Here is a 23,622-nt window from a genome sequence, read left to right as displayed (position 1 = left end):
CAGGGTCGGGGCGCCCCGACGCCCTGGGTTCAGGGCGTCTCGCGGGCCCGTTCGCGGGTGGCGGGGGCGGCCAGACCGGAGAGCACGACGAGCACCAGCACGAGGAGCAGGGCGCTCAGGATGCCGAAGGTCTGCCCGAGGAAGCCGATGATGGGCGGGCCGACGAGGAAGGCGCAGTAGCCGATCATGGCAACGGCGCTCACCCGGGCGGCCGCCTTCTTCGGGTCGTCGGCTGCGGCCGACATGCCGACCGGGAAGCCCAGCGAGCAGCCGATGCCCCAGAGGATGACCCCCGCGATGTAGATCCAGTCGACGTCGACGAAGATGAAGAGCAGGAGGCCCGCGATCGCGAGGGCCGCGGAGACGCGCAGCACCGGCACCCGCCCGAAACGGTCGAGCACGGGGCCGCCGAGCACCCGGCCGAGCGTCATGGCCGCGACGAAGACGCCGAAGACGACGGCGCCCATCGTGTTCGTCTCGAGGTGCCCGTCGACCACGGCGAGGGCCAGCCAGTCGTTCGCCGAGCCCTCCGCGAAGGCCATGCCGAGCATGACCACGCCGATGAGGATGAGCCGCAGGTCGGCCCAGACGGCGAGGTCCTCGCGCAGGCGCTCGACCCAGCTCGGGCGGGCCTGCCCGGGTGCGGTGTCCGGGTCGTCGAGCTCGTCGCGGTGCGGCACGGAGCGAACGGCGACGAGGGCGGTGGCGGCGATGAGGAGCGCCATCACGAGCAGGTGCCAGACCACCGCGACATCCAGCAGGGAGGCGAGCGCGCCCAGACCGGCGCCCACGACCGTGCCGAAGCTGAAGAAGGCGTGCATAAGCGGCATGACCGTCTTGCCGAGCTCCTTCTCGGCGGCGGCGCCCTCGACGTTCATCATGACGTCGAGCGAGCCGTTGCCGAAGCCGAGCACGACGAGGCCGATGGCCAGCAGCACGGGAGCGCCCGGAATGGCCGACCCGACGCCGACGAGGGCGAGACCGAGGCCGACGAGCAGGAGGGCGAGAACCATGCCATTGCGTGCCCCGAGCCGCGCGAGCAGCGGGGCGGAGGCGATGAGGCCGACGACCGAGCCGACGGAGAGCCCGAGGATGAGGAGGCCGATCGCGCCCGTCGTGGCCCCGAGCTCGTCGCGGATGGCGGGGATGCGCGCCACCCAGCTCGCGATGCTCATGCCGCTCAGCGCGAAGATCACGAAGACGGCGTTGCGCCAGGCGATGAGCTCTCGGCGGCCGCGGAGGGCGGGGGCTACGGGTGTTGCATCGGTCATCGGTGACGATCCTGTTTTCGGGAGAGCCTGCGGGCGGTGGAGTGGGGGAGACGTGCCGAGGGCGCCGGGTCGGTGCCGAACCGGGTGCCGAAGCAGTCGAATCGATTCGATCGAATCGATTCGACTAGGCTAGCGATGAACGAACGATACGGTCAAGTGCGACTGCCCACACCGGCGCGCGAACAACGCGCCCATCGTCGCACCACCAGCACGACTCACGACACCGCGCACTCGAGGAGGCCGGAACCCATGAGCACCCCCCGCTCCCCGCGCCCGACCCTCGCGGGCGTCGCCCGGCTCGCCGGCGTCTCGCCCTCGACGGCGTCGCTCGCCTTCTCCGGCTCCGGGCCGGTCTCGGATGCCACGCGCGAGCGTGTGCTCGCCGCCGCCGAGACCCTCGGTTACGCCGGCCCCGATCCCCGCGCCCAGTCGCTGCGTCGCGGCCGCTCCGGCATCGTCGGCGTCGTCATCGAAGACCGTATCCGCGACGCCTTCCGCGACCCCGTGACCGTGCAGATGCTCGACGGCCTGAGCGAGGAGATCGGCTCGATCGGCGCGAGCCTCCTGCTGATCCCCGACACCGGCGAAGGCCCCGCGGATGTCGGGACCGCCCCCATGGACGCGGCCGTGCTCATCGGCTGCACCCCGCGCCTGGCCGAGTCTCTCGCCATCCTGAGCCGCCGCGGCATCCCGACCGTCGCCATCGAGGCCGACCCGGGTCTCGGCGACGTGGGCGTCTCGCTCGACAACCGTCAGGCGACACGGCGCGGCGCCGAGCACCTGAGGTCGCTCGGCCACACCATGGTGGCCCTCGTCGTGCTGCCGCTCTCGGCCGACCGCTCGCGCTCGCCGCTCACCGCCGAGGCCGAGCGGGCGGGCACCTCGCACGTGGCCCGCGAGCGGATCCTCGGTGCCCGCGATGTCTACCCGGATGCGCCCGGGGTCGTCACGGCGGGCAGTTTTATGGAGGAGGGCCGGCTCGCCGGGCTGCAGCTGCTGGCCCGGCCGGAGGACCGTCCGACGGCCGTGATCGCGCAGAGCGACCTCCTCGCCGCCGGCGTCGTGCGCGCGGCGGAAGAGCTCGGCATCGCCGTTCCGCAGCAGCTGAGCGTGCTCGGCTTCGACGGCGTGCGCGTCGACGGCATCGCCCCCTACGACCTCACGACCCTCGTGCAGCCGGCCGTGCCGAAAGGCCGTGCCGCCGGTGCCGCGGTCGTCGCTCTGCTCACGGGCGCCGATGCTCCCTCAGTCGCCTTCGAGAGCGTGCTGCACCTCGGCAACACGACGGCCCCGCCCGCCGCCCGCTGACCCTCCCCTCCTCCTTCCCTTCTCAAAACGACGGAGATTCTGCCGATTTCGGGCTTCAACCGAGCTTTCGGGGCACTTATGGGCAGAATCTCCGTCGTTTTGAGCGCACGAGGTCGTTTGTGAGCGCACGAGGTCGGTGTGAGAAACACGAGGTCGGTGTGAGAGCACAGGGGCGAGGGGGAGCTGTCAGCGCACCGCGCCGGGCACCATCCAGCGGGTGCCGTGGGCGCGCAGCCCGAGGGTCACCGCTCGGGCTCCGAGATAGCCGATCGCGAACGACGCCGTGAGCAGCGCGAGGCTCACGGCCGGTGACGCGGGCACCGCGGCGGCCCCGAGCGCGAGCGGCACGAAGACCGCGAGGTTCACGACTCCCGTGAGCGCGAGATAGCGTGCGTCGCCCGCGCCGATGAGCACCCCGTCGAGCACGAAGACGTAGCCCGCGAGCGGCGTCGAGACCGCCAGCACGGCGAGCGAGAGGGGCAGGATGCCGGCGACCGCCGCCGTTGCCGTGAAGAGCCCGCCGAGCACGGGGCTCAGCAGCAGAACCACGAGCCCGAGCACGGCACCGGAGCCGAGCCCCCACTGCAGGCACCGCCGCAGCACGGCCCGCACGGTGTCGAGGTCATGGCCGCCGAGGCCCTTGCCGATGAGCGCCTGTGCCGCGATCGCGAGGGCGTCGAGCGAGAAGGCGAGCGTCGAGAAGAGCGTGAGCACGATCTGGAAGGCCGCGAGCTCCGAGGTTCCGAGGCTCGTGGCCGTCGCGACCGCCAGCAGCATCGCGGCGCGCAGGCTCGCCGTGCGCACGAAGAGCCAGCCGCCGGAGCGCGCCGAGCTGCCGATGCCCGTGCGGCGCGGCAGGAGGGTCGCGCCCACCCGCCGGGCATGACGCGTGACGACCACGAGGTAGACGAGGGCCATGCCCCACTGCGCCACGACCGTGCCGATCGCCGAGCCGACGACGCCGAGACCGAAGCCGTAGATGAGCACGGCGTTGAAGACGATGTTCGCGGCGAAGCCGATCGCCGCGACGAGCAGAGGCGTGCGGGTGTCTTGCAGACCGCGCAGCAGCCCGGTCGTCGCGAAGACGAGCAGCATGGCGGGCAGGCCGAGCATCGAGATCTCGAGGTAGCTCGTGGCGGCGGCCGCGACATCCGCCTGCGCGCCGAAGGCGGCCACGAGCCAGGGTGAGGCGAACCAGCCGGCGACCGCGAGCACCGCGCCGATGCCGAGGGCGAGCCAGGCGCCGTCGATGCCCACCGCGACCGCTCCGCGGGGGTCGCCCGAGCCGAGACGGCGGGCCACGGCCGGCGTCGTGCTGTAGGCGAGGAAGACCATGAGCCCGATGATGGTCTGCAGGATCGCGCTCGCGATGCCGAGCCCCGCGAGCGGGATCTCGCCCAGATGCCCCACCATGGCCGAGTCGGCGAGCAGGAAGAGCGGTTCGGCGACGAGCGCGCCGAGAGCAGGCACCGCCAGGCGCAGGATGTCGCGATCGACGGCCTGGCGCGCGAAGAGCCGCGGTCGTGCGGGGCGTGGTGGTGGCATCCCGACCATTCTCGCGCCCGGTGCCGACACCGCGCCGGCACCGCGCCCGACCCGACGCCCCGGGCCGCAGGACAGGATCGGTTCGCGACCCCGGCTCGGCGTCCGGGCGGGATGTCGACGAATGGGGCCCGTTTCCGGCGGGCGTTCGGGCAACACGTCGGACCGTGCGAATAGGCTGGGAGCATGAGCGCAGAAACCCTCGCAGGTCAGGCACCCGAGCCCTCCGCGGCCGGTGGAATCGAACTGGAAGAACTCGACGCGAACGTGAGGCCGCAGGACGACCTCTACCGCCACGTCAACGGCAAGTGGATCGATCGCACCGAGATCCCCGGCGACAAGGCCCGCTACGGCTCCTTCCACATCCTCGCCGAGGAGGCCGAGAAGGCCGTGCGCGACATCATCGTCGAAGCGCAGGGCTCGGCCGAGGGCAGCGAGGAGCGTAAGTTCGGCGACCTCTACGCGAGCTTCATCGACGAGGATCGCATCGAGAAGCTCGGCATCACCCCCATCGAGGCTCAGCTCGCGCTCGCCGGCAACGCGCAGTCGATCCCCGAGCTGCTGCAGACCGTCGCGCGGCTGGAGCGCCAGGGCCTGCCCGGCTTCTACCAGCTCTTCGTCGACAACGATCCGGGCGACCCCGAGCGCTACCTCGTCTTCGTGGAGCAGGGCGGCCTCGGACTGCCCGACGAGAGCTACTACCGCGAGGAGGGCTTCGCCGACATCCGCACGGCCTACGCCGCGCACCTGCAGCGGATGTTCGAGCTCGTGGGGCTCGACGACGCCCCCGCCCGCGCGCAACGGGTCTTCGACCTCGAGACCGCGATCGCGAGCCACCACTGGGACAACGTGCGCTCCCGCGACAGCGAGAAGACCTACAACCTCTACGGCTGGCAGGATGCCGCGGCTCTCGCCACGGGCGTCGACCTCGAGCTGTGGCGCACCGCCCTCGATGCGCCCGCCGGTGCTCTCGACGAGCTCGTGCTGCGCCAGCCGAGCTTCACCGAGGGGCTCGCCTCGCTGCTCACCGAGGACCGCCTCGAGGCCTGGACGGACTGGCTCGCCTGGCAGGTCGTGCGCGGCTCGGCCGCCTATCTGACATCCGATCTCGTCGAGGCGAACTTCGACTTCTACGGCCGCACGCTCACGGGCACCCCCGAGATGCGCGCCCGCTGGAAGCGCGGCGTCTCGCTCGTCGAGGGCGCCATGGGCGAGGCCGTCGGCAAGATCTACGTCGACCGCTTCTTCCCGCCCGAGGCGAAGCAGAGCATGGACGAGCTCGTCGGCCACCTCATCGAGGCCTACCGGCAGTCGATCGAGGGCCTGAGCTGGATGGGCCACGAGACCCGCAAGCGGGCGATCGAGAAGCTCGAGAAGTTCACGCCCAAGATCGGCTTCCCGGCGAAGTGGCGCGACTACTCGGCGCTCGAGATCGACCCGGCCGACCTCGTGGGCAACGTGCGGGCGACGAGCGAGTTCGAGTTCCAGCGGGAGCTCGGCAAGATCGGCAAGCCGCTCGACCGCGACGAGTGGTTCATGACGCCGCAGACCATCAACGCGTATTACAACCCGGGCTTCAACGAGATCGTCTTCCCGGCCGCCATCCTGCAGTACCCCTTCTTCGACGCCGCCCGTGACGCCGCCGCCAACTACGGCGCGATCGGCGCGGTCATCGGTCACGAGATCGGGCACGGCTTCGACGACCAGGGCTCGAAGTACGACGGCGACGGCCGGCTCGTCGACTGGTGGACCGAGAGCGACCGCGAGGCGTTCGAGAAGCTCACCGCCTCGCTCATCGAGCAGTACAACGCGCTCGCCCCGGCGCAGGTGCCCGACCACCACGTCAACGGAGCGCTCACGATCGGCGAGAACATCGGCGACCTGGGCGGTCTCGGCATCGCCTGGAAGGCGTACCTGCTCTCGCTGCGCGGTGAGCAGCCGCCGGTGATCGACGGCCTCACGGGGGCCGAGCGCTTCTTCCTCTCCTGGGCCCAGGCCTGGCAGCAGAAGGGCCGCGACGAGGAGGTCATCCGCCTGCTCGCGATCGACCCGCACTCGCCGAACGAGTTCCGCTGTAACCAAATAGTCAGGAATATCGGCGTCTTCTATGAGACATTTGGTGTGTCGGAGGGTGACGCCCTCTGGCTCGAACCAGAGGCGCGCGTCACCATTTGGTGACGAGTGCCGCGGTGGGGGACCGCGGCACGAGCGTATGCAGGGCCGCCGTGGGGGTAGGCGTGACAGAGCTAAGGAGCGCGAACCCCCCGTGCTGATTTCAGCGAAGGATTCCGAAAGGCGCGCGCGGCACACCTCGGTGCGGCGCGCCAGGCACCGCAACCCCGTCAGCAACGACAGCTTCGCGAAGGGCTTCGAGGCACTCGGCCAGGTGGCGCTGCACGGGGTGCAGGTCTCGGCCCGCGCCACGGATCTCGCGAGCGGAACCGTGCTGTTCTCGGTCGACGACCACGTTGTCATGCCCACGGCGAGCATCGGCAAGGTGCTGCTGCTCGTCGAGGTCGCGGCGCGGCTCGGCGACCCCGAGTTCGGCGGGTACCGCATCCTCGATCGCGAGGTGCAGGATGCCGTGGGCGACTCGGGCATCTGGCAGCACCTCCAGGCGCCTTCGCTGCCGGTCGCCGATCTGGCCGCCCTCATCGGCGCGACGAGCGACAACCTGGCGACCAACGTGCTGCTGCGCCGCATCGGGCTCGAGGCCGTGCGCATCCGCACCGAGTCGCTCGGCCTCAAACGCTCGGGCCTGCTCGACCTCGTGCGCGATCATCGCGGCCCGGATGACGCGCCCCAGCTCTCGGTGGGATCGGCCAACGAGCTGACCTGGCTGTTCTCCTCGCTCGCCCGCGGCGAGATCGTCGACGCCGTCACGAGCCAGCGGGTCATCTCCTGGCTGTCGCTCAACAGCGACCTGTCGATGGTCGCGGGCGCGTTCGGCCTCGACCCGCTCGCCCACCGCTCGGCCGACCACGGCCTGCTGCTCGTCAACAAGACGGGCACGGATGCCGGTGTGCGCAGCGAGGTGGGAGTGCTGAGGGGCCCGCGGGCCGGGGTGAGCTATGCCGTCTCCACGTACTTCGACGACTCCCAGCACTCGACCCGGCTCGAGGTGCTCGACGCGATGCGCACGATCGGCTTCGACCTGCTGGAGTACGTGCACTGAGGCTGCCGGCGCGCGATCACCCTGCCGAGCGCGGGTTTGTTCGCGGGCGACGAGCCTCGGCAGGGCGCGCTCGGGGAGAGATCCGCGCTCGGGGAGGGATCCGCGCTCAGCGGGCGGCGTGCTCCAGCCAGAGCGCGGCGAGGGCCTCGTGACCGCGCGGAGTCGGGTGGATCCCGTCATCCGCGATCGCCTCGGGGCCGGCCGTCTCGGCGAGAGCCGTGAGGTGGCGGTCGGCGGGCACCAGGGTGAGGCCGTACTCCTGCGCGAGCGCTCGCACGGCCTCGATCTTGGGGTCGAGGTCTTCGCGCCAGGTCTTCTGCTCGTCGCGCACGGGCAGCAGGAAGGGCTCGACGAGGATCACCCGGCGCCCGGGCGCGACGGTCGCGTCGAGGAGCGCGCGGTAGGTGGCCGCGAAGTCCGCGACGGTCACGGGGTCGTCGCTGTCGTAGCGGCGCCACATGTCGTTGACGCCGATGAGGATGCTCACGATGTCGGGGTCGTGGTCGAGCACGTCCTGCTGCCAGCGCGCCAGCAGGTCGGTGGCGCGGTTGCCGTTGACGCCGCGGTTGACGACGGTCTGGCCGGCCAGCTGCTCCGAGCCGGCGAGGGCGCGCACGTAGCCGTCGCCGAGGCCGGTCTCGGAGCCGGGGCTCGTGGTGCGGTTGCTGTCGGTCACGCTGTCGCCGATGAAGACGTAGACGGTCGCGGGGCTGTTCATGGTTTCTGCCTTGTCTCGAGGGGCGTCGTCGCGTCGTGGGAAAGGGGAGCGGCGTCCAGTATTCCAGAAGACAACGTTGTCCGCACGCTCGCCCCGGGTCTCAGTCGATGAGCCCGAGCGCCTCGAGGCGCAGCAGGGTCTCGCGTCCGGCGGGAGGGCAGCGCGCGGCATCCGCCGTCGTCACCCAGTGCAGCTCGCTCACCTCGGCCGAGGCGCGGGGCTCCGCCGGGCTGGATGCCTCGAACACCGCCATGCGCACGAGCCGGCCCTGCGGCTCGCCGTGGGCCTGCACCCGCACGGTGAAGAGCTCTCGCAGCCCCTCCGGGGCCAGCTCGAGGTCGATCTCCTCGCGGGCCTCGCGGCTCGCCGCCTCGGCCGCGCTCTCGCCGGGGTCGACCTTGCCGCCGGGCATGTAGAGCACGTCCCTGCCCCGTGCCGTCACCATAAGAACCCGGCGGTCGCGTACGAGGGCGACGGCCGAGACGACGATCTCCGGCAGGGCGGAGCCGCTCGCGGGAGCTGTCGTGCGAGCCGTGCCGAGGCCCGAGACCGGGTCGCGCTGCTGCTCGGGAGGGCTCACCCCTCAACGCTACGCCAGCGGCGGCGCGCGAGCTCCCGCATGCGGCCATTGACACCCCTCGCATCGCGCTGCCACGATTGCATCGACCAGTCCGGCCCCGCACCTTCGCGGGGGCGCCTTCGATCGGAGCAGCCCATGTCAACCGAGTCTCCCGCCCCCTCCCCGTATCAGGCACCCGCTGCGCAGCCGGGCTACAACGTGCTCGCCGTCGTGGGCTTCGTGCTCTCCCTCCTGGCGTTCAACGTCGTCGCTGTCATCCTGGGCTTCATCGCCCTCAGCCAGATCAAGCGCACCGGGGAGCGCGGCCGCGGCCTCGCGCTCGCCGCCATCATCATCGGATTCGTCTCGATCGCCCTCGGGATCCTCTTCTTCATCATCTTCGGCATCATCGCCGCGGCGGCGGTCAGCACGGGCAACCTCACGACGTACTAGGCGACGCGGGCACGAGAGCGACGGCTCGGTCACGGCTGGATGCAGCCGGCCCGAGCGGCGCCCGTTCCGAACACGGCTCCTCCGATTAGGAGCTGTGCGCCCGGCAGCCCGACGCCGTCGACCGCGATGTCCACCCGCACGGCCTCACGCCCCACCGCACAGGTTCTCCAAACGACGGAGATTCTGGGATAAAAGGGCTCTTAACGGCAGAAACTGCCCCATATCTGCAGAATGTCCGTCGTTTGGAGAACAGCCGTTGTGGGGAGGGCGTGAGGGCCTTTGGACCCTAGTCGCGTCTCACCGCCTTTCTAGGCTCGGTCATGGACGATGCCGTCCGGACACGTGGATACCGAGAAGGAGGGCATCGTGAGCAACCCTGCGGAGGGACGCAGAGGCGTTCATCACGTCTCGAACGAGCGGTGGGCGGCGCTCAAGTACGAGATGGTCGCGCGCATCCAGCTGCAGGCAGCGCGGAAGGCGGCGGCGTCCCGGCACGCAGCGGGTGCAGTCGGAGGCCCGGTCGACGACGAGGAGGGCTGAGCCGCTGCCGGCGGCGGTCGCGTGCGCGGTTCTCGAGCCGCTGCGTTCTCGAGCCGCTCAGCGGTTCTCGAGCTGCAGGATCGCCGCCTGGGTGCGTCGTTGCAGCCCCAGCTTGCGCAGCAGGTTCGAGACGTAGTTCTTGACGGTCTTCTCCGCCAGAGACAGCCGTTCGCCGATCTCGCGGTTGGTCAGCCCGTCGGCGATGAGGGCGAGGATCTGCCGTTCGCGCAGGCTCAGGGAGTCGAGCCGGGGGTCGGAGTGCGCGTTCGTGGTCATGTTCTCGACCACCCGGTGGGTGAGGTTCGGGTTCATGAGGCTCCGGCCGGCGGCGACCTGCCGCACCGACTCGATGAGCTTGCTCCCGCGCACGTCTTTGAGCACGTAGCCGGCCGCGTCGGCGATGACGGCCGCGTACATCGCGTCGTCGTCGTCGTAGGCGGTGAGGATGAGGCAGTGCACCTCCGGAAGCGACGAGCGGATGCCGCGGCACACGTCGATGCCGCTTCCGTCGGGCAGGCGCACGTCGAGCAGCGCGACATCCGGGCGGGTCGCGGAGATGCGGGCGCGGGCCTGCGCGGCGGTGCCCGCCTCCCCGACGACCTCGATGTCGTCCTGCGCCTCCAGGAGCGCGACGATCCCGGCGCGCACCACCTCGTGGTCGTCGAGCACGAAGACCCTGATCATTCGCCGCCTCCCATCGTGAGCGGGGTTCTCCACACGAGCCGCGTGCCGTCCGGTCCCGAGTCCACGAGCAGGGAGCCGCCGCGTGCCGTGGCGCGCTGCTCCAGGTTCGCGAGACCGCTGCGGCGGCCCGTGCCGGCGATGCCGACCCCGTCGTCGGAGACCACGAGCTCGACGTCGGCGCCACTCGCCGTGAGCACGAGCCCGGTGTTCTGAGCCTTCGCGTGCTTCACCACGTTGACGAGCGCTTCGCGGCAGACCGCCACGACGTCGTCGGCGAGGGCGCCGGTGACGACGAGGTCGACCGGCCCCGAGAAGCTCACACTCGACGGATGGGCCAGGCCGGGGGCGACCTCGTTGACGAGGTCGAGGATGCGGTGGCGCACCGAGTGCCGGGGATCGGCACCGCGAACCGAGAGGGCGAAGATGACGGTGCGGATCTGCGCGATCGCGGCGTCGACGCCGTCGACTGCGCTCAGGAGACGCTCGGCCGTCACCCCGGGGGGAACGAGGCTCGCGAGGCTCTGCAGCTCGAGCCCGGTTCCGAAGAGCTGCTGGATGACGTGGTCGTGCAGATCGCGGGCGATCCGGCCGCGCTCCTCCAGGAGGGCCAGCTGCTCGCGATCGGTGCGGGCGAGTCCCAGCTCCATCGCGACGCTGGCCTGCCCCGCGAAGTCCGCCGCGAGCTCCAGATCGGAGGGGGTGAACCGGGCGGCGCCGGGCCGCCGGGCGACGAGCAGAACCCCTCGGGCGCGTCCGCCGAGGGGAACCGCCATCATGGGGCCGAACCGCGGCAGCCCGTCGGAGTGGAGGCCGCTGTCGGCGCCGTCGTCGAGCAGCTTGGGCTGCTTGCCTTCGAGCACGGCCCCGAGCACCGTGGCCTCCGCGGGGAAGCGGCGCCCCGCGACATCCGCGTCGCCCAGGCCGTGGGCGGCGTCGACGACGAGAACGGCGGGGTCGTCGGCCGCGGGCAGCACGACGCATACGAGATCCGCCTCCGCGAGCTGTCGCACGCGCTGCGCGAGCATCGGGATCGAGTCCCGCGCGTCGGCGGTGAGGAGGCTCGAGGTGATCTCGGCCGACGCGGCCGACCAGGCCTGTCGTCTGCGCGTCTCGGCGAAGAGCCGGGCGTTGTCGATCGCGATCCCCGCCGTCGCCGCAAGCGCTGTGGCCAGCTGCTCGTCTTCCTCGGTGAAGCTCCCCGTCAAGCGGTTGCTGAGGTAGAGGTTGCCGAAGACCTCGTCTCTCACGCGCACCGGAACCCCGAGGAAGCTGTCCATCGGCGGGTGACCCGGGGGGAATCCCGCGGATCGCGGGTCGGAGGAGAGATGCTCGAGGCGGATGGGGCGGGGGTCGTCGATGAGCGCGCCGAGCAGCCCGCGCCCCTCGGGCAGATGCCCCAGCCGCGCGGCCTCGGCGTCGGGGATGCCGACGTGGATGAACTGCTCCAGCCCTCCGTGCGGTGAGATGACGCCCAGCGCGCCGTACTCCGCTCCGACGAGGTCGACGGCCGACTCGACGATCTGCCGCAGCACGGCGCTCAGCTCGAGGTTCCCGACGACGGCCTGATTGGCCGTGAGCAGCGCCCGGAGCCGGCCCTGGGTCGCGCGCACCTGCTGCGCGCGGCCCACGAGCTCGTCGAGGGCGCGATCCAGTTCCCCGCGCGGTTGATCGGGAAAGGACAGATCGTCGTGGCGCATCTCACCCCTGCTTCGACGTGGTGGGGAGGCGGACGCGTGACCGCGCCGCCGCATCGCGATTCTAGCGCCGGCAGGTTTCGGGTCCCGCCCCATCTCGGAAGCGCGGGACCAAAGACCCTGCCGTGCGGTTCGCCCGCGATCAGACTGAGGGGACCGGCGGCGGATGCGGTCGGAGGGATGCGGACCGTGTCCGGATGCGAGAGGGGCCGATGATGGCGCACACGATCGTGGTGGGTGTGGACGATTCCTCACCGAGTCTGGCAGCGCTGCGTTGGGCGGCCCGCCGTGCCGTCGCGACGGGGCAGCGGATCAGGATCCTGCACGTCTCGGGTCCGGAGGCCGTCTCGCAGTCGGCGGAAGCGGGAGGCGCGCTGAGGCGTGCGCGGGAGATCCTGCGCACCGAGTTCGTCTGCCAGGGGCATCGGCTCGACATCGAGACGAGGCTGGTCTTCGGCCGGCCGCTGCCCGCGCTCGTGGAGGCCTCGCTCGACGCCTCGCTCGTGGTCGTGGGCACCCACAAGACCGGGTTCGTGCAGGGCAGGGTCTTCGGATCGCGCTTCCTCCAGCTTCCCGCGCTGGCCCACAGCGACGTGGCATTCGTGCCCGACTCCTCGTCGCTCGAGCGGGAGGGGATCGTCGTGGGAGTGGACGACTCCTCCTACGGCCGCGCAGCCCTGGCGTTCGCGGCCTCGGAGGCCGAGCGCTCGAGGGCGGAGCTCACGCTCGTGCGGGCCTGGAAGGGCGTCGCCCCCGCGCACGAGTTCGCGCCGGCGAGTGGGGCGGAGGGCGCTCTCGCCCGTGCGGAGCGGCTGCTCGACGCCGCCGCCGAGCGGTTGCGCGGCAGTCATCCCGGGCTCACGATCCGCCGGCGCATCCTCCAGCGGGCCACCGCGGAGGCACTCGTCGAGGCATCCGGGCGTTGCGCCCTGCTCGTGGTCGGCGCCTCCGGCGAGGGAGCGCAGCTGGGCGCGCTCGGCCCCGTTGTGCACGACACGCTCTTCAACCTCGTGGCGCCGACGATCGTCGTGCGCACGGGATTCGACGCGGCGACGGAGATCGCGCTCGCCGGGGCCGCGCCGGGCGAGCGGATGACACAGGCCGCGGGGGGCCGCTCCGCGGGGTGAGCGCCCTTCGGCGGGCTCGGGGAACGGATCCGGGCACGGGGAACGAATCAGACAAGGAGAGATGATCTCGATGACCATGACCGATGGCACTCGAAGCGAACGGCAGGAGACGACAGCCGGCTGGGAGGGCTTCCGCCCGGGCCCCTGGCAGGACTCGATCGACGTGCGCGACTTCATCCAGCGCAACTACACGCCCTACGAAGGTGACGCGGGATTCCTCGAGGGCCCCACCGAGCGCACGAGCGGCGTCTGGCAGAAGCTCGTCGCGCTGTTCCCCGAGGAGCGTGAGAAGGGCGTCTACGACGTCGACGCGATCACTCCGTCGACCATCACGGCCCATGCCCCCGGCTACATCGACCGGCAGAACGAGATCATCGTCGGCCTTCAGACCGACGCCCCGCTCAAGCGCGCCATCATGCCCTTCGGCGGCTGGCGGATGGTCGCGGGCGCGCTCGAGACGTACGGCTACCCCGTCTCGCCCGAGCTCGAGACGATCTTCACCCGGTATCGCAAGACCCACAACGACGGCGTCTTCGACGTCTACCCGCCCGCCGTCAAACGCGCCCGCCACAGCCATCTCATCACGGGGCTGCCCGACGCCTACGGCCGTGGCCGGATCATCGGCGACTACCGCAGGGTCGCGCTCTACGGGGTCGACGGGCTCATCGCCGCCAAGAGGCTCGAGCGGGCCGCGCTCGACATGGACTTCTCCACCGAGGCGGTCATCCGCGACCGCGAGGAGAACGCCGAGCAGATCAGGGCCCTGCGCGAGCTCGCCGCGATGGCGGCCTCCTACGGCTTCGACGTCTCCCGGCCCGCCCGCACCGCCCGCGAGGCCGTGCAGTGGCTGTACTTCGCCTACCTCGGCGCGGTCAAGGAGCAGAACGGCGCCGCGATGTCCTTCGGGCGCAACACGGCCTTCCTCGACATCTATCTCGAACGCGAGCTGCGCGCCGGCACGCTCACCGAGCGCGAGGCGCAGGAGCTCGTCGACGACCTCGTGATCAAGCTGCGGATCGTGCGCTTCCTGCGCACGCCCGAGTACGACCAGCTCTTCTCCGGCGACCCGACCTGGGTGACCGAGTCGATCGGCGGCATCGGCGAGGACGGGCGTCCGCTCGTGACCCGCACGGCCTTCCGCTTCCTGCAGACCCTCTACAACCTGGGGCCGGCGCCCGAGCCCAACCTCACCGTGCTGTGGAGCGAGGCGCTGCCGGAGGGCTTCAAGCGCTTCTGCGCCCAGGTGTCGATCGACACCTCCGCGATCCAGTACGAGTCCGACGAGCTCATCCGCGAGGCCTGGGGGGATGACGCGGCCATCGCCTGCTGCGTCTCGCCCATGCGCGTCGGCAAGCAGATGCAGTTCTTCGGAGCCCGCGTCAACGTCGCGAAGTCGCTGCTCTACGCGATCAACGGCGGAAGGGACGAGCTCAGCGGCGAGCAGATCGCACCGCCGACCCCGCCGCTCGCGGGTGAGGTTCTCGACTACGACGCCGTCTGGCAGGCCTACCTCGCCACCCTGGAGTGGCTCGCCGAGACCTACGTCGACGCCCTCAACTGCATCCACTACATGCACGACAAGTACGCCTACGAGCGGCTCGAGATGGCGCTGCACGACGGATCCGTCCTCCGCACGATGGCCTGCGGGATCGCGGGGCTGAGCGTCGCTGCCGACTCCCTCTCCGCCATCCGCTACGCGACCGTGCGGCCGGTGCGCGACGAGACGGGACTCGTCGTCGACTACACGGTCGAGGGCGAGTACCCGGCGTTCGGCAACGACGACGACCGGGTCGACGCGATCGCCGTGGAGATCGTCGAGCGCTTTATGGCGATGCTGCGCAAGCACCCGACGTACCGCGACGCCGTGCACACCCAGTCGGTGCTCACGATCACCTCCAACGTCGTCTACGGCACCAAGACGGGGCCGACCCCCGACGGACGCGAGGGCGGGACGCCGTTCGCCCCGGGCGCCAACCCCATGAACGGGCGCGACACCCACGGCATGCTCGCCTCGGCACTGAGCGTGGCGAAGCTGCCCTACTCCGAGGCCCAGGACGGCATCTCGCTCACCAACACGGTCGTGCCGAGCGGCCTCGGTCGCACGCGCGGGGAGCAGGTGCAGAACCTCGTGGGGCTGCTCGACGCCTTCACGGTCTCGCACGGCTACCACGTGAACATCAACGTGCTCAACCGCGAGACCCTTCTCGACGCCATGGCGCACCCGGAGGAGTACCCGCAGCTGACCATCCGGGTCTCGGGCTATGCGGTCAACTTCGTGCGACTCACACGTGAGCAGCAGCTCGACGTGCTCAGCCGCACCTTCCACGCGGGTGTCTGACACCCGGCTCGACCTCCACCACCTCGAGCTCGACGCGGTCCGCTCGGGGTCGGTGGCCCGGGTGCACTCCTGGGAGCTCGTGACGGCGGTCGACGGGCCGGGAACGCGGATGACGCTGTTCCTGGCCGGTTGCCCATTGCGCTGCCGGTACTGCCAGAATCCCGACACCTGGAAGATGCGCGAGGGGTCGCTCACCTCCATCGACGAGATCCTCGAGCGGGTGGAGCGCTACCGTCCGGTGTTCGACGCGACGGGCGGCGGCCTCACGCTCTCGGGCGGCGAGCCGCTCATGCAGCCGGCGTTCGTGGAGCGGATCGTCGGCGAGTGCCGCCGCCTGGGCATCCGCACCGCTCTCGACACCTCGGGCTTCCTGGGTCGCCGGGTCGCCGACGCCGTGCTCGACGACCTCGATCTCGTGCTGCTCGACGTCAAGTCGGGGCTGCCCGACACGTACCGCACGGTGACCGGCCGCGAGCTCGCACCGACGATCGCGTTCGGCGACCGCCTCGCCGAGCGCTCCACGCCCGCCTGGGTGCGCTTCGTGCTCGTGCCCGGGCTCACCGACGCCGTCGACAACGTGGACGCCGCGGCCGACATCGTGGCGCGCTGGCCCAACGTCGAGCGGGTCGAGGTGCTGCCCTTCCACCAGATGGGGGAGAGCAAGTGGCAGCGGCTGGGGGAGCCCTACCTGCTGCACGGGGTGAAGCCGCCGGACGACGCGCTGCAGGATCGGGTGCGCGCCCAGTTCGCCTCCCGCGGCCTCCGCGTCTTCTAGTCGCGTAGTCGCGCGGATGTCGCGGCATAACTTCTTCGTCGCGGCGCACGTTCTCGGGTGCGCCGCGACGGAGAACGTGCGCCACGAGCCCCAGGAGGGGACTTTGTGCCCTGTGGCCGGGCCGCCGCGACCGCGAAGCTGAAGACACGAAGCCACACCTCCGACAGATGGTCTTCCCGACGAAAGGCACAACAGTGACCAGCACAAGCAGTGTGAGCACCTCGGCCGTGGCCGTGAGCCCCACGAAGGCGCGCATCGTGCGCTGGATCGGATTCCTCGGCATCCTCGGCGGACTCGTGATGATCGTCGCGGGCGGCGTCGTCTGGGGCATGGTGAGCGGCCAGCTCTCCGACGAGAGGATCACCGTGGCCGAGGATGCCGCGTTCCTCGGCGGATCCCCGGTGGCCGGTCCGTTCTCGGCCTTCGCTCAGGCCGACATCATCAACCACCACGCCCTCGAGGCCAGCGGGGGGAAGACCTACGCCGAGCTCGACCAGGACGACCCCGTGCGGGCGACGATGATGAACGCGTCGTTCCTGCGGGCATCCCTCTTCACCTCGGTGGTCTCCTTCGGCGTCGCGGTCTTCGCGATCGGAACGGGCCTGCTGCTCGGGCTCATGGGGTGGGCGCTGATCGCGATCACGCCCCGGCCGTCGAGAGCTGACGCCGTCTGACCCTCCGCCCGGCGGAGCACCCGGGGCCCGGTCGCTAGGATTGCTCTAGCAACCGGGCCCCCTTTTGCGTCCCTATCCGCTTCACTCTGGGCCCACGATCTTGGAGGACCCCGTGGCAGAACAGTCGCGACTCGACGCCGTGACCACTCTCGCTCAGCACCGAGGCTTCGTCTTCCCTGCCGGCGACATCTACGGGGGCACGCGCTCGGCTTGGGACTACGGGCCCCTCGGTGTGGAGCTCAAGGAGAACATCAAGCGGCAGTGGTGGAAGACCTTCGTCATGGGTCGCGGCGACGTCGTCGGCCTCGACTCGGCGATCATCCTGCCGACCCCGGTGTGGGAGGCCTCCGGCCACGTCAAGGTCTTCTCCGACCCGCTCACCGAGTCGCTCATCACGCACAAGCGCTACCGCGCCGACCACCTCTTCGAGGCCTACGAGGAGAAGCACGGCCACCCGCCGGTCAACGGCCTCGCCGACATCCCCGACCCCGAGCACCCCGACAAGGTCGGCCAGTGGACCGAGATCAAGGCCTTCTCGGGGCTCATGAAGACCTACCTGGGCGTCGTCGACGACCAGACCGGTCTGCACTACCTGCGCCCCGAGACGGCCCAGGGCATCTTCACGAACTTCGCCAACGTGCTGCAGACGGCCCGCAAGAAGCCGCCGTTCGGCATCGGCCAGATCGGAAAGGCCTTCCGCAACGAGATCACGCCCGGAAACTTCATCTTCCGCACCCGCGAGTTCGAGCAGATGGAGCTCGAGTTCTTCGTCGAGCCGGGCACCGACGACGAGTGGATGGAGACGTGGATGGACATCTCCTGGCAGTGGTTCATCGACCTCGGCATCGATCCGCAGAACATCCGCCGCTTCGAGCACCCGGCCGAGAAGCTCTCGCACTACTCCAAGCGCACGGTCGACATCGAGTACCGCTTCGGCTTCGCGGGCGGCGAGTTCGGCGAGCTCATGGGCGTGGCGAACCGCACCGACTTCGACCTCAAGACGCACGCCGAGGCATCCGGAAAAGACCTGAGCTTCTTCGACCAGAACAAGAACGAGCGCTACATCCCGTATGTGATCGAGCCCTCCTTCGGCCTCACCCGGGCGCTCATGGCGTTCCTCGTCGACGCCTACGACGAAGAAGAGGTGCCCAACGCCAAGGGCGGCGTCGACAAGCGCACGGTTCTGCGCCTCGACCCGCGGCTCGCGCCCGTCAAGGCGGCCGTGCTGCCGCTCTCGCGCAACGAGGCCCTCTCGCCCATCGCGCGCGAGGTGGCCGAAGACCTGCGCCGCGACTGGAACGTCGACTTCGACGACTCCGGCGCGATCGGACGCCGCTACCGCCGCCAGGACGAGATCGGCACGCCATTCTGCGTCACGGTCGACTTCGACTCGCTCGACGACCGTGCCGTGACCGTGCGCGAGCGCGACACCATGAAGCAGGAGCGCATCCCCCTCGAGGGGCTGCACGCCTACCTCGCCGAGCGCCTGCGCGGCGCCTGAGCGCCTCCTCCGCGTCGCGAGTCGTGAGTCGCGTCGAATCGTTCCTCCAGCGCGTTTATGGAACGATTCGGCGCGAATCGCGTGGGGCTTGCGGGTCGCGCGCGGCCCACTCCTCGGCGAGGATCGCGTAGATCGCCGTGTCGCCCCACTCGCCCTTGAAGAAGATGTCGTGGCGGAACAGGGCCTCGCGCCGCATCCCGAGCCGCTCGCACAGAGCAGCGGATGCCCCGTTGCGCGGGTCGAGCCGGGCGCTCACCCGGTGCGCGCCGAACTGCTCGAAGCACAGGCGCAGGAGCGCTCCGGCCGCCTCGCTCGCGTAGCCGGCGCCCTGGAAGTCGGGGTGCAGCACCCAGCCGATCTCGAGCTGGGCGTCGGGCACGCTCGCGGCGATCAGTGTGAGGTCGCCGATCACCCGTGAGCGCCCGTCGCCGGCCGGCTTGGAGATCGCCAGGATGGCGCGGTCGCCCGTCTTCGCGATCGAGGTGAGGGTGGCCCGTTCCCGGGTGTGCTGGGCCGATGCCGCGCGATCGCGCAGCGGCCAGGGCAGGTAGCGCACGACGTCGTCGCGGGTCTGGTAGGCCGCGACATCCGCCACGTCGTCTTCGGTGAGCGGCCGCAGCCGCAGCCGCTCGGTCGAGAGGGCGGGAAGCGTGAACGGCACACGCAGCCGCGGCAGCTCGGCGGAGGCGGATGCGCTGGCGGTCATCTCAGGAGGCGGCTTCCGTGTCGTCGATGCTCGCGCGGTCGATGTTCGCGCGGTCGATGCTCGTGTCGACACCGTGCAGCTGCGGGGCGCCGCCGGGGTGGGCGCTGACGGCGTGAGGGCTTCCGGCAGCGCTGCCGGAGCCTGCGGCCGGGCGCGCACCGGACATGATGTCGGCCCCCGTGACGTCGAGGCCGAAGAGCGTGTCGAGCGCCTCGACGTACTTCTGCTGCTCTCCGGCTCGGGCGAGCTCGCGGGCGCGCACCATGGGCGTGTGCAGCAGCACCCCGGCGAGGTGGCGCAGGGCCGCCTCGGTCTGCCCGTCGGCGTCTCCACGCGAGCGGGCGCGCTCGATCTCGGCGTCGAGGGCGTCGAAGACGTGCGATCGCAGCGCGACGACGGCCGGGGTGAGGCTCTGCTCGTCGGCGACCTGCGCGAACTTGCGCACGGCCTTGTCGACGAGCGCGCGGGCGTCGTCGCTCGCCTGCAGCTCGTCGAGCGGCGCGTGGATGCTGATCGTCTCGAGGTCGAGCAGCTCGACGCCGGCGACCGCGGCGACATCGGGGTTCACGTTGCGGGGCAGCCCGAGGTCGATGACGAGCTGGCGCCGTTCCCCGTGCTGTGCGAGGGTGGCGCGGCCGGCGTCGAGCAGCTCCGCGTCGACGACGAAGCCGGTGGCGGTCGTGCACGTCACCACGAGGTCGGCGGATGCCGCGGCGACGGCGAGCTCGCCGGCATCCACGCTCTCGATGCCGTGCGAGGCGGCGAAGCGGGGCGCGCGGCCCGACGGCGAGTAGACGCTCACCTCGGTGACCCCGCGGTCGCGCAGGGCCGCGAGGGAGGCCCCGGCGTAGCGGCCGGTTCCGACGAGCAGCACACGGGCGCGCTGCCAGTCGGTGACCCTGCTCTCGGCGAGGTCGAGGGCGAGGCGCACGAGCGAGCGCCCGGCGCCGCCCAGGCCCGTGCGGTTCTTGACGCCGCGGGAGGTCTGCGAGGCCCGCTGGAAGAGGCGCTCGAGCTCTGAGCTCGTGGTTCCACGGGCGCGGGCGCTCTCGAGGGAGCGGCGCACCTGGCCGGCGATCTCGCCCTCGCCGACGACGACCGACTCGAGCCCGCTCGTGACGGAGAAGAGGTGCTCGGCGGCCTTCGTGCCGCACAGCACCTCGAAGCGGCCGTGCAGCTCGGACTCGGCGACACCCGTGGCATGGCTGACGGCGGCGGTCGTGGCCTCGACGGCCACGGCGACGGCTGCGGTCAGGGGCTCGTCGACGTCGAGGTAGGCCTCGAAGCGGTTGCAGGTGGCGACCACGACGGCTCCGCTCAGGAAGTCGTTGCCCTGGAGGAGGATTCCGGGCACGGACGCGCTTTCGACGCTGAGTTTCTCGAGGAGGTCGAAGGAGGCGTTTTTGTGACTCGCAGTCAAGCAGATGAGCACGCCTCCACTCTAGGCGTGCCGCACGCGCTGGCCAATTCAGTCTTCTCATAGGCGTGTTCGCCTTCCCCTGCGGGACCCTGCCGAGTCGTGCCTCCCGCCTGACCTCCCCGTCTGCCCCCGCCTGGCCTCCTCACTCAAAACGACGGAGATTTCGCCGAATACGGCCCGTTTCCGCCCCATCCCCGCCTCTAGGGCCGAAATCTCCGTCGTTTTGAGTGGGGGTGGGGAGGGGGGAGGATGGGACGGTGAACTCAGAACCCGGCCACACCCTCGACGCGCGGCATCCACTCGCCTCGGGGCTCACCGCGAACTCCCGCATCGTGCGGGCCTACCAGGGCGAGCGGCAGGCGGTCACCCCCGTGTGGTTCATGCGGCAGGCCGGCCGCTCGCTGCCCGAGTACCGTGAGCTGCGCGTCGGCACGAGCATGCTCGACGCGTGCCTCGACCCGGCGATGGCGAGCGAGATCACACTGCAGCCGGTGCGCCGCCACGGGGTCGACGCGGGCATCTTCTTCAGCGACATCGTCATCCCGCTGCGGCTCGCGGGCGTGGGGGTCGAGATCGTCCCCGGCACGGGCCCCGTGATCGCGAAGCCCGTGCGAACGGCGGCGGATGTCGCCGAGCTCACCTCCATCGACCCGCAGGCGCTCGACGCCGAGCGGCTCGCCCCCATCGCCGAGGCGGTCGGCCGCACGGTCGCCGAGCTGGGCGAGACCCCGCTCATCGGCTTCGCGGGCGCCCCGTTCACCCTCGCCGCCTACCTCGTGGAGGGCGGGCCGTCGAAAGACCACGTGCGCGCCCGCACGCTCATGCACTCCGACCCGCAGGCCTGGTCGGCGCTGCTCGACTGGGCCGCCGACCTCTCCGGCCGCTTCCTGCGCGCCCAGCTCGAGGCCGGCGCGAGCGCGGGCCAGCTGTTCGACTCCTGGGCCGGCGCCCTCTCGCTCGAGGACTACGCCCGCCGCGTCGCGCCCTCCTCGGCCCGCGCCCTCTCGCACGTGCGCGGCCTCGTCTACGAGGTCGAGGCCCCGGATGCCGCGACCCCCGCCGCGGACGGCCCGCCGCCGACCCGCACGACGACCCGCAACGTTCCCCTCGTGCACTTCGGCGTCGGCACGGGGGAGCTGCTCGCCGCGATGCACGACGCCGGCGCCGACGTCGTGGGCGTCGACTACCGGATCCCGCTCGACGAGGCGAGCCGCCGCCTCGGGGGCCTCGTTCCCGTTCAGGGAAACATCGACCCGGCCCTGCTCGCCGCGCCGTGGCCCGTGCTCGAGGCGCACGTGCTCGACGTGATCGCCCGCGGCGCGAGCGCCCCCGCCCACGTGCTCAACCTGGGCCACGGGGTTCCGCCGGACACCGACCCCGAGGTGCTCACCCGCCTGGTGGCCTTCGTGCACGCGCTGTGAGCGCCGAGCCCGCCGCGCCCGCAGATCGCGGTGGCGCCGACCGCGGCGACGGCGAGCCTGCCGACGACCACGGCGCCTTCGATCACGGCGCCTTCGACCACGGCCCCGTCGACCACGGCGCCTTCGACCTCGGCCCCGTCGATCTCGATGCGCTCGCCGCCGAGCCGCTCGAGACCCTCGACCCCGCGCGCGTCAACGACGTCGTCGTCGTGGGCGGCGGCGTCGCGGGGCTCGTGACCGCGCGCGACCTCGCGCGGCGCGGCTTCTCGGTGACGCTCGTGGAGGCCGGCCCCGAGCTCGGCGGGTCCGTCGGGGGGCATACGGTCGGCGGCATCCTGCTCGACCGCGGCGCGGAGAGCTTCGCCAAGCGCGGCGGGGTCGTCGCCGAGCTGCTCACCGAGCTGGGCCTGGCAGACGAGATCGTCGAGCCCTCGGCGGCGGGGGCCTGGCTGAGTCTGCCGGATCGCTCCGTGCCGGTGCCGGCCGGCGGCATCCTGGGCATCCCGAGCAGCCCGCTCGCGAACGACGTCATCCGCGCGATCGGCTGGGGCGGAGCCCTGCGCGCGTACCTCGACCGCCTGATGCCCCTGCTGAAGATCGGCCGGGAGAAGAACCTCGGCCGGTTGGTGCGCCAGCGCATGGGCCGCCGGGTGCTCGAACGGCTCGTCGCCCCCGTCACGACCGGCGTCTACTCGATGGACCCCGACCAGCTGGGGGTCGACGCGGTCGCTCCGGGGCTCAACGGCGCCATGACCGTCACGGGCTCGCTCTCGGGCGGCGTCGCCTCGCTGCGCGCGAAGGCGAGACCCGGCTCCCAGGTCGAAGGCGTCTCCGGCGGCGTGCACCGACTGGTCGGCGCGCTCGTCGCCGACATCGAGCGCTTCGACGGGCGCGTGCTGCTCGAGACCCCCGTCGACGCGCTCGTGCTCGAGGGCGTCGACGGGGGCGGGGCCGTCTCCGCGAGCGACCCCGAACCCGTCTCCTCCGATAGGGCGGATGCCCCGCCGCCCTCCCTCTGGCGCATCACCGCCACCCACGGCGGCGCCCCTCTCACCCTCACCGCCCGTGCCGTCGTCGTCGCGACCCCGTCTGCGCAGGCGCTCGAGCTGCTCGCGACGGTCGACGACGAACTGCGCGCGCACGTGCAGAGCTCGCCGTGGCCGGACGGCACCGAGGTCGAGCTCGTGACCCTCGTGCTCGACGAGCCGCGCCTCGACGCCGCGCCTCGCGGCTCGGGCGTGCTCGTGGCCGAGGGGGTGCCGGGTGTGAGCGCCAAGGCCCTCACCCACTCGACGGCGAAGTGGCCGTGGCTCGCCGAGCTCGCGGGCGGCCGCCATGTCGTGCGGCTCTCCTACGGCCGGTCGGGCGATGAGAGCCCCGCCCCCTTCACCTCGCCCGAGCAGCGAGAACGGCAGGCCCTCGACGACGCCTCGGCTCTGCTCGGCCTGCGGATCCCGCCCGCCGCGCTCGTCGACCTCGCCCATGTGCGTCTGCGCAACGCGGCCCCGCTCGCGGCGCTCGGCGAAGCGCACCGGGTGGGCATGCTCCTGGAGGCGGTGCATGCACGGCACGGCATGGATGCGACCGGCGCCTGGCTCGCCGGGACCGGCCTGGCCTCCGTGATCCCCCACGCCCGTGCCGCCGCCGCCCGGATTCGCCGTCGCGATCTGGGTATTTGAGCGGTATCCGAGCCTCGGTGGCCGGAATCGCGGCCCT

At 71.4% G+C, this 23,622-nt stretch carries 21 protein-coding genes; 12 read left to right on the top strand and 9 right to left on the bottom strand.

The genetic code is table 11. The features are described from left to right. Positions 1-29 precede the first annotated feature (29 nt). Positions 30-1,271: an MFS transporter gene (locus tag CLV54_RS01440; RefSeq protein ID WP_100343175.1), complete on the bottom strand. Its 1,242-nt coding sequence runs from the start codon at positions 1,269-1,271 to the stop codon at positions 30-32. 249 nt (positions 1,272-1,520) lie between these two features. On the opposite strand from CLV54_RS01440, the gene CLV54_RS01435 reads away from it, so the two are divergent. Further along, positions 1,521-2,579 (top strand): LacI family DNA-binding transcriptional regulator, encoded by a 1,059-nt coding sequence (locus tag CLV54_RS01435; RefSeq protein WP_100343174.1) that lies wholly within the window; start codon positions 1,521-1,523, stop codon positions 2,577-2,579. Between the two features lie 186 nt (positions 2,580-2,765). Here CLV54_RS01435 and CLV54_RS01430 read toward each other — a convergent pair whose 3' ends face one another. Continuing rightward, complete coding sequence (locus CLV54_RS01430; RefSeq protein WP_100343173.1) at positions 2,766-4,124, bottom strand: MATE family efflux transporter; 1,359 nt, start codon at positions 4,122-4,124, stop codon at positions 2,766-2,768. 183 nt (positions 4,125-4,307) lie between these two features. Here CLV54_RS01430 and CLV54_RS01425 point away from each other — a divergent pair, with 183 nt between their 5' ends. Further along, entirely contained in the window at positions 4,308-6,299 is a 1,992-nt protein-coding gene (locus CLV54_RS01425; protein WP_100343172.1) for a M13 family metallopeptidase, read from the top strand. An 88-nt stretch (positions 6,300-6,387) separates the two neighbouring features. Next, positions 6,388-7,296 (top strand): serine hydrolase, encoded by a 909-nt coding sequence (locus tag CLV54_RS01420; protein WP_100343171.1) that lies wholly within the window; start codon positions 6,388-6,390, stop codon positions 7,294-7,296. A gap of 106 nt (positions 7,297-7,402) precedes the next feature. On the opposite strand, the gene CLV54_RS01415 is transcribed toward CLV54_RS01420, so the two are convergent. Both CLV54_RS01415 and CLV54_RS01410 read right to left on the bottom strand, forming a co-directional pair. After that, entirely contained in the window at positions 7,403-8,014 is a 612-nt protein-coding gene (locus CLV54_RS01415; RefSeq protein WP_100343170.1) for an SGNH/GDSL hydrolase family protein, read from the bottom strand. Between the two features lie 100 nt (positions 8,015-8,114). After that, entirely contained in the window at positions 8,115-8,594 is a 480-nt protein-coding gene (locus tag CLV54_RS01410) for an NUDIX hydrolase (protein WP_245861219.1), read from the bottom strand. 135 nt (positions 8,595-8,729) lie between these two features. Between CLV54_RS01410 and CLV54_RS01405 the strand changes: the two genes are divergently transcribed. Further along, positions 8,730-9,026, top strand: coding sequence for a DUF4190 domain-containing protein (locus CLV54_RS01405; RefSeq protein WP_100343169.1), 297 nt, complete (start codon positions 8,730-8,732; stop codon positions 9,024-9,026). Positions 9,027-9,055: 29 nt separating this feature from the next. On the opposite strand, the gene CLV54_RS18085 is transcribed toward CLV54_RS01405, so the two are convergent. Next, positions 9,056-9,181, bottom strand: coding sequence for a hypothetical protein (locus tag CLV54_RS18085; protein WP_281258140.1), 126 nt, complete (start codon positions 9,179-9,181; stop codon positions 9,056-9,058). A gap of 211 nt (positions 9,182-9,392) precedes the next feature. On the opposite strand from CLV54_RS18085, the gene CLV54_RS01400 reads away from it, so the two are divergent. Next, positions 9,393-9,566 (top strand): hypothetical protein, encoded by a 174-nt coding sequence (locus CLV54_RS01400; protein ID WP_157802756.1) that lies wholly within the window; start codon positions 9,393-9,395, stop codon positions 9,564-9,566. Between the two features lie 57 nt (positions 9,567-9,623). Here CLV54_RS01400 and CLV54_RS01395 read toward each other — a convergent pair whose 3' ends face one another. Then, positions 9,624-10,250: a response regulator gene (locus tag CLV54_RS01395; RefSeq protein WP_100343167.1), complete on the bottom strand. Its 627-nt coding sequence runs from the start codon at positions 10,248-10,250 to the stop codon at positions 9,624-9,626. Next, positions 10,247-11,947, bottom strand: coding sequence for a sensor histidine kinase (locus CLV54_RS01390; RefSeq protein WP_100343166.1), 1,701 nt, complete (start codon positions 11,945-11,947; stop codon positions 10,247-10,249). The genes CLV54_RS01395 and CLV54_RS01390 overlap by 4 nt, the downstream gene beginning before the upstream one ends. Positions 11,948-12,159: 212 nt before the next feature. Between CLV54_RS01390 and CLV54_RS01385 the strand changes: the two genes are divergently transcribed. The 5 genes from CLV54_RS01385 to CLV54_RS01365 all read left to right on the top strand — a co-directional run bounded on the left by CLV54_RS01385 (position 12,160) and on the right by CLV54_RS01365 (position 18,359). Next, positions 12,160-13,071, top strand: a complete 912-nt coding sequence (locus CLV54_RS01385; RefSeq protein WP_170061936.1) for a universal stress protein — start codon at positions 12,160-12,162, stop codon at positions 13,069-13,071. Positions 13,072-13,147: 76 nt separating this feature from the next. Next, entirely contained in the window at positions 13,148-15,409 is a 2,262-nt protein-coding gene (gene pflB, locus CLV54_RS01380; protein WP_100343613.1) for a formate C-acetyltransferase, read from the top strand. Continuing rightward, positions 15,402-16,184 carry a pyruvate formate-lyase-activating protein gene (pflA, locus tag CLV54_RS01375; protein ID WP_245861217.1) on the top strand — a complete coding sequence of 261 codons (783 nt, stop codon included), beginning with the start codon at positions 15,402-15,404 and terminating at the stop codon, positions 16,182-16,184. The genes pflB and pflA overlap by 8 nt, the downstream gene beginning before the upstream one ends. Before the next feature lie 194 nt (positions 16,185-16,378). Further along, positions 16,379-16,858 carry an aromatic ring-opening dioxygenase LigA gene (locus CLV54_RS01370; RefSeq protein ID WP_245861215.1) on the top strand — a complete coding sequence of 160 codons (480 nt, stop codon included), beginning with the start codon at positions 16,379-16,381 and terminating at the stop codon, positions 16,856-16,858. Positions 16,859-16,970: 112 nt separating this feature from the next. Next, the gene (locus CLV54_RS01365; protein ID WP_100343162.1) at positions 16,971-18,359 is read left to right on the top strand and encodes a glycine--tRNA ligase; all 1,389 of its coding nucleotides are present in this window, start codon (positions 16,971-16,973) and stop codon (positions 18,357-18,359) included. A 55-nt stretch (positions 18,360-18,414) separates the two neighbouring features. On the opposite strand, the gene CLV54_RS01360 is transcribed toward CLV54_RS01365, so the two are convergent. Beyond that, the gene (locus CLV54_RS01360; protein WP_100343161.1) at positions 18,415-19,065 is read right to left on the bottom strand and encodes a GNAT family N-acetyltransferase; all 651 of its coding nucleotides are present in this window, start codon (positions 19,063-19,065) and stop codon (positions 18,415-18,417) included. Position 19,066: 1 nt separating this feature from the next. Beyond that, complete coding sequence (locus CLV54_RS01355; protein ID WP_100343160.1) at positions 19,067-20,497, bottom strand: glutamyl-tRNA reductase; 1,431 nt, start codon at positions 20,495-20,497, stop codon at positions 19,067-19,069. 245 nt (positions 20,498-20,742) lie between these two features. Between CLV54_RS01355 and hemE the strand changes: the two genes are divergently transcribed. Next, on the top strand, positions 20,743-21,906 hold the full coding sequence (gene hemE / locus CLV54_RS01350) for a uroporphyrinogen decarboxylase (protein WP_100343159.1): 1,164 nt from the start codon (positions 20,743-20,745) through the stop codon (positions 21,904-21,906). Further along, on the top strand, positions 21,903-23,585 hold the full coding sequence (locus CLV54_RS01345; RefSeq protein WP_245861213.1) for a protoporphyrinogen/coproporphyrinogen oxidase: 1,683 nt from the start codon (positions 21,903-21,905) through the stop codon (positions 23,583-23,585). Before hemE ends, CLV54_RS01345 begins: the two co-directional genes overlap by 4 nt. Positions 23,586-23,622 lie beyond the last annotated feature (37 nt).

Source organism: Compostimonas suwonensis (assembly GCF_002797855.1).
GTDB lineage: Bacteria > Actinomycetota > Actinomycetes > Actinomycetales > Microbacteriaceae > Compostimonas > Compostimonas suwonensis.
This window is presented reverse-complemented; position numbering and strand designations above follow the sequence as displayed.

Excerpts from the sequence above, each read along its gene's own strand:
- CLV54_RS01405 (WP_100343169.1), top strand. The coding sequence starts at position 8,730 with ATGTCAACCGAGTCTCCCGCCCCCTCCCCGTATCAGGCACCCGCTGCG.
- CLV54_RS01390 (WP_100343166.1), bottom strand. The coding sequence starts at position 11,947 with ATGCGCCACGACGATCTGTCCTTTCCCGATCAACCGCGCGGGGAACTG.
- CLV54_RS01415 (WP_100343170.1), bottom strand. The coding sequence starts at position 8,014 with ATGAACAGCCCCGCGACCGTCTACGTCTTCATCGGCGACAGCGTGACC.
- pflB (WP_100343613.1), top strand. The coding sequence starts at position 13,148 with ATGACCGATGGCACTCGAAGCGAACGGCAGGAGACGACAGCCGGCTGG.
- CLV54_RS01395 (WP_100343167.1), bottom strand. The coding sequence starts at position 10,250 with ATGATCAGGGTCTTCGTGCTCGACGACCACGAGGTGGTGCGCGCCGGG.
- CLV54_RS01360 (WP_100343161.1), bottom strand. The coding sequence starts at position 19,065 with ATGACCGCCAGCGCATCCGCCTCCGCCGAGCTGCCGCGGCTGCGTGTG.
- CLV54_RS01385 (WP_170061936.1), top strand. The coding sequence starts at position 12,160 with ATGGCGCACACGATCGTGGTGGGTGTGGACGATTCCTCACCGAGTCTG.
- CLV54_RS01425 (WP_100343172.1), top strand. The coding sequence starts at position 4,308 with ATGAGCGCAGAAACCCTCGCAGGTCAGGCACCCGAGCCCTCCGCGGCC.
- CLV54_RS01435 (WP_100343174.1), top strand. The coding sequence starts at position 1,521 with ATGAGCACCCCCCGCTCCCCGCGCCCGACCCTCGCGGGCGTCGCCCGG.
- CLV54_RS01430 (WP_100343173.1), bottom strand. The coding sequence starts at position 4,124 with ATGCCACCACCACGCCCCGCACGACCGCGGCTCTTCGCGCGCCAGGCC.
- CLV54_RS01440 (WP_100343175.1), bottom strand. The coding sequence starts at position 1,271 with ATGACCGATGCAACACCCGTAGCCCCCGCCCTCCGCGGCCGCCGAGAG.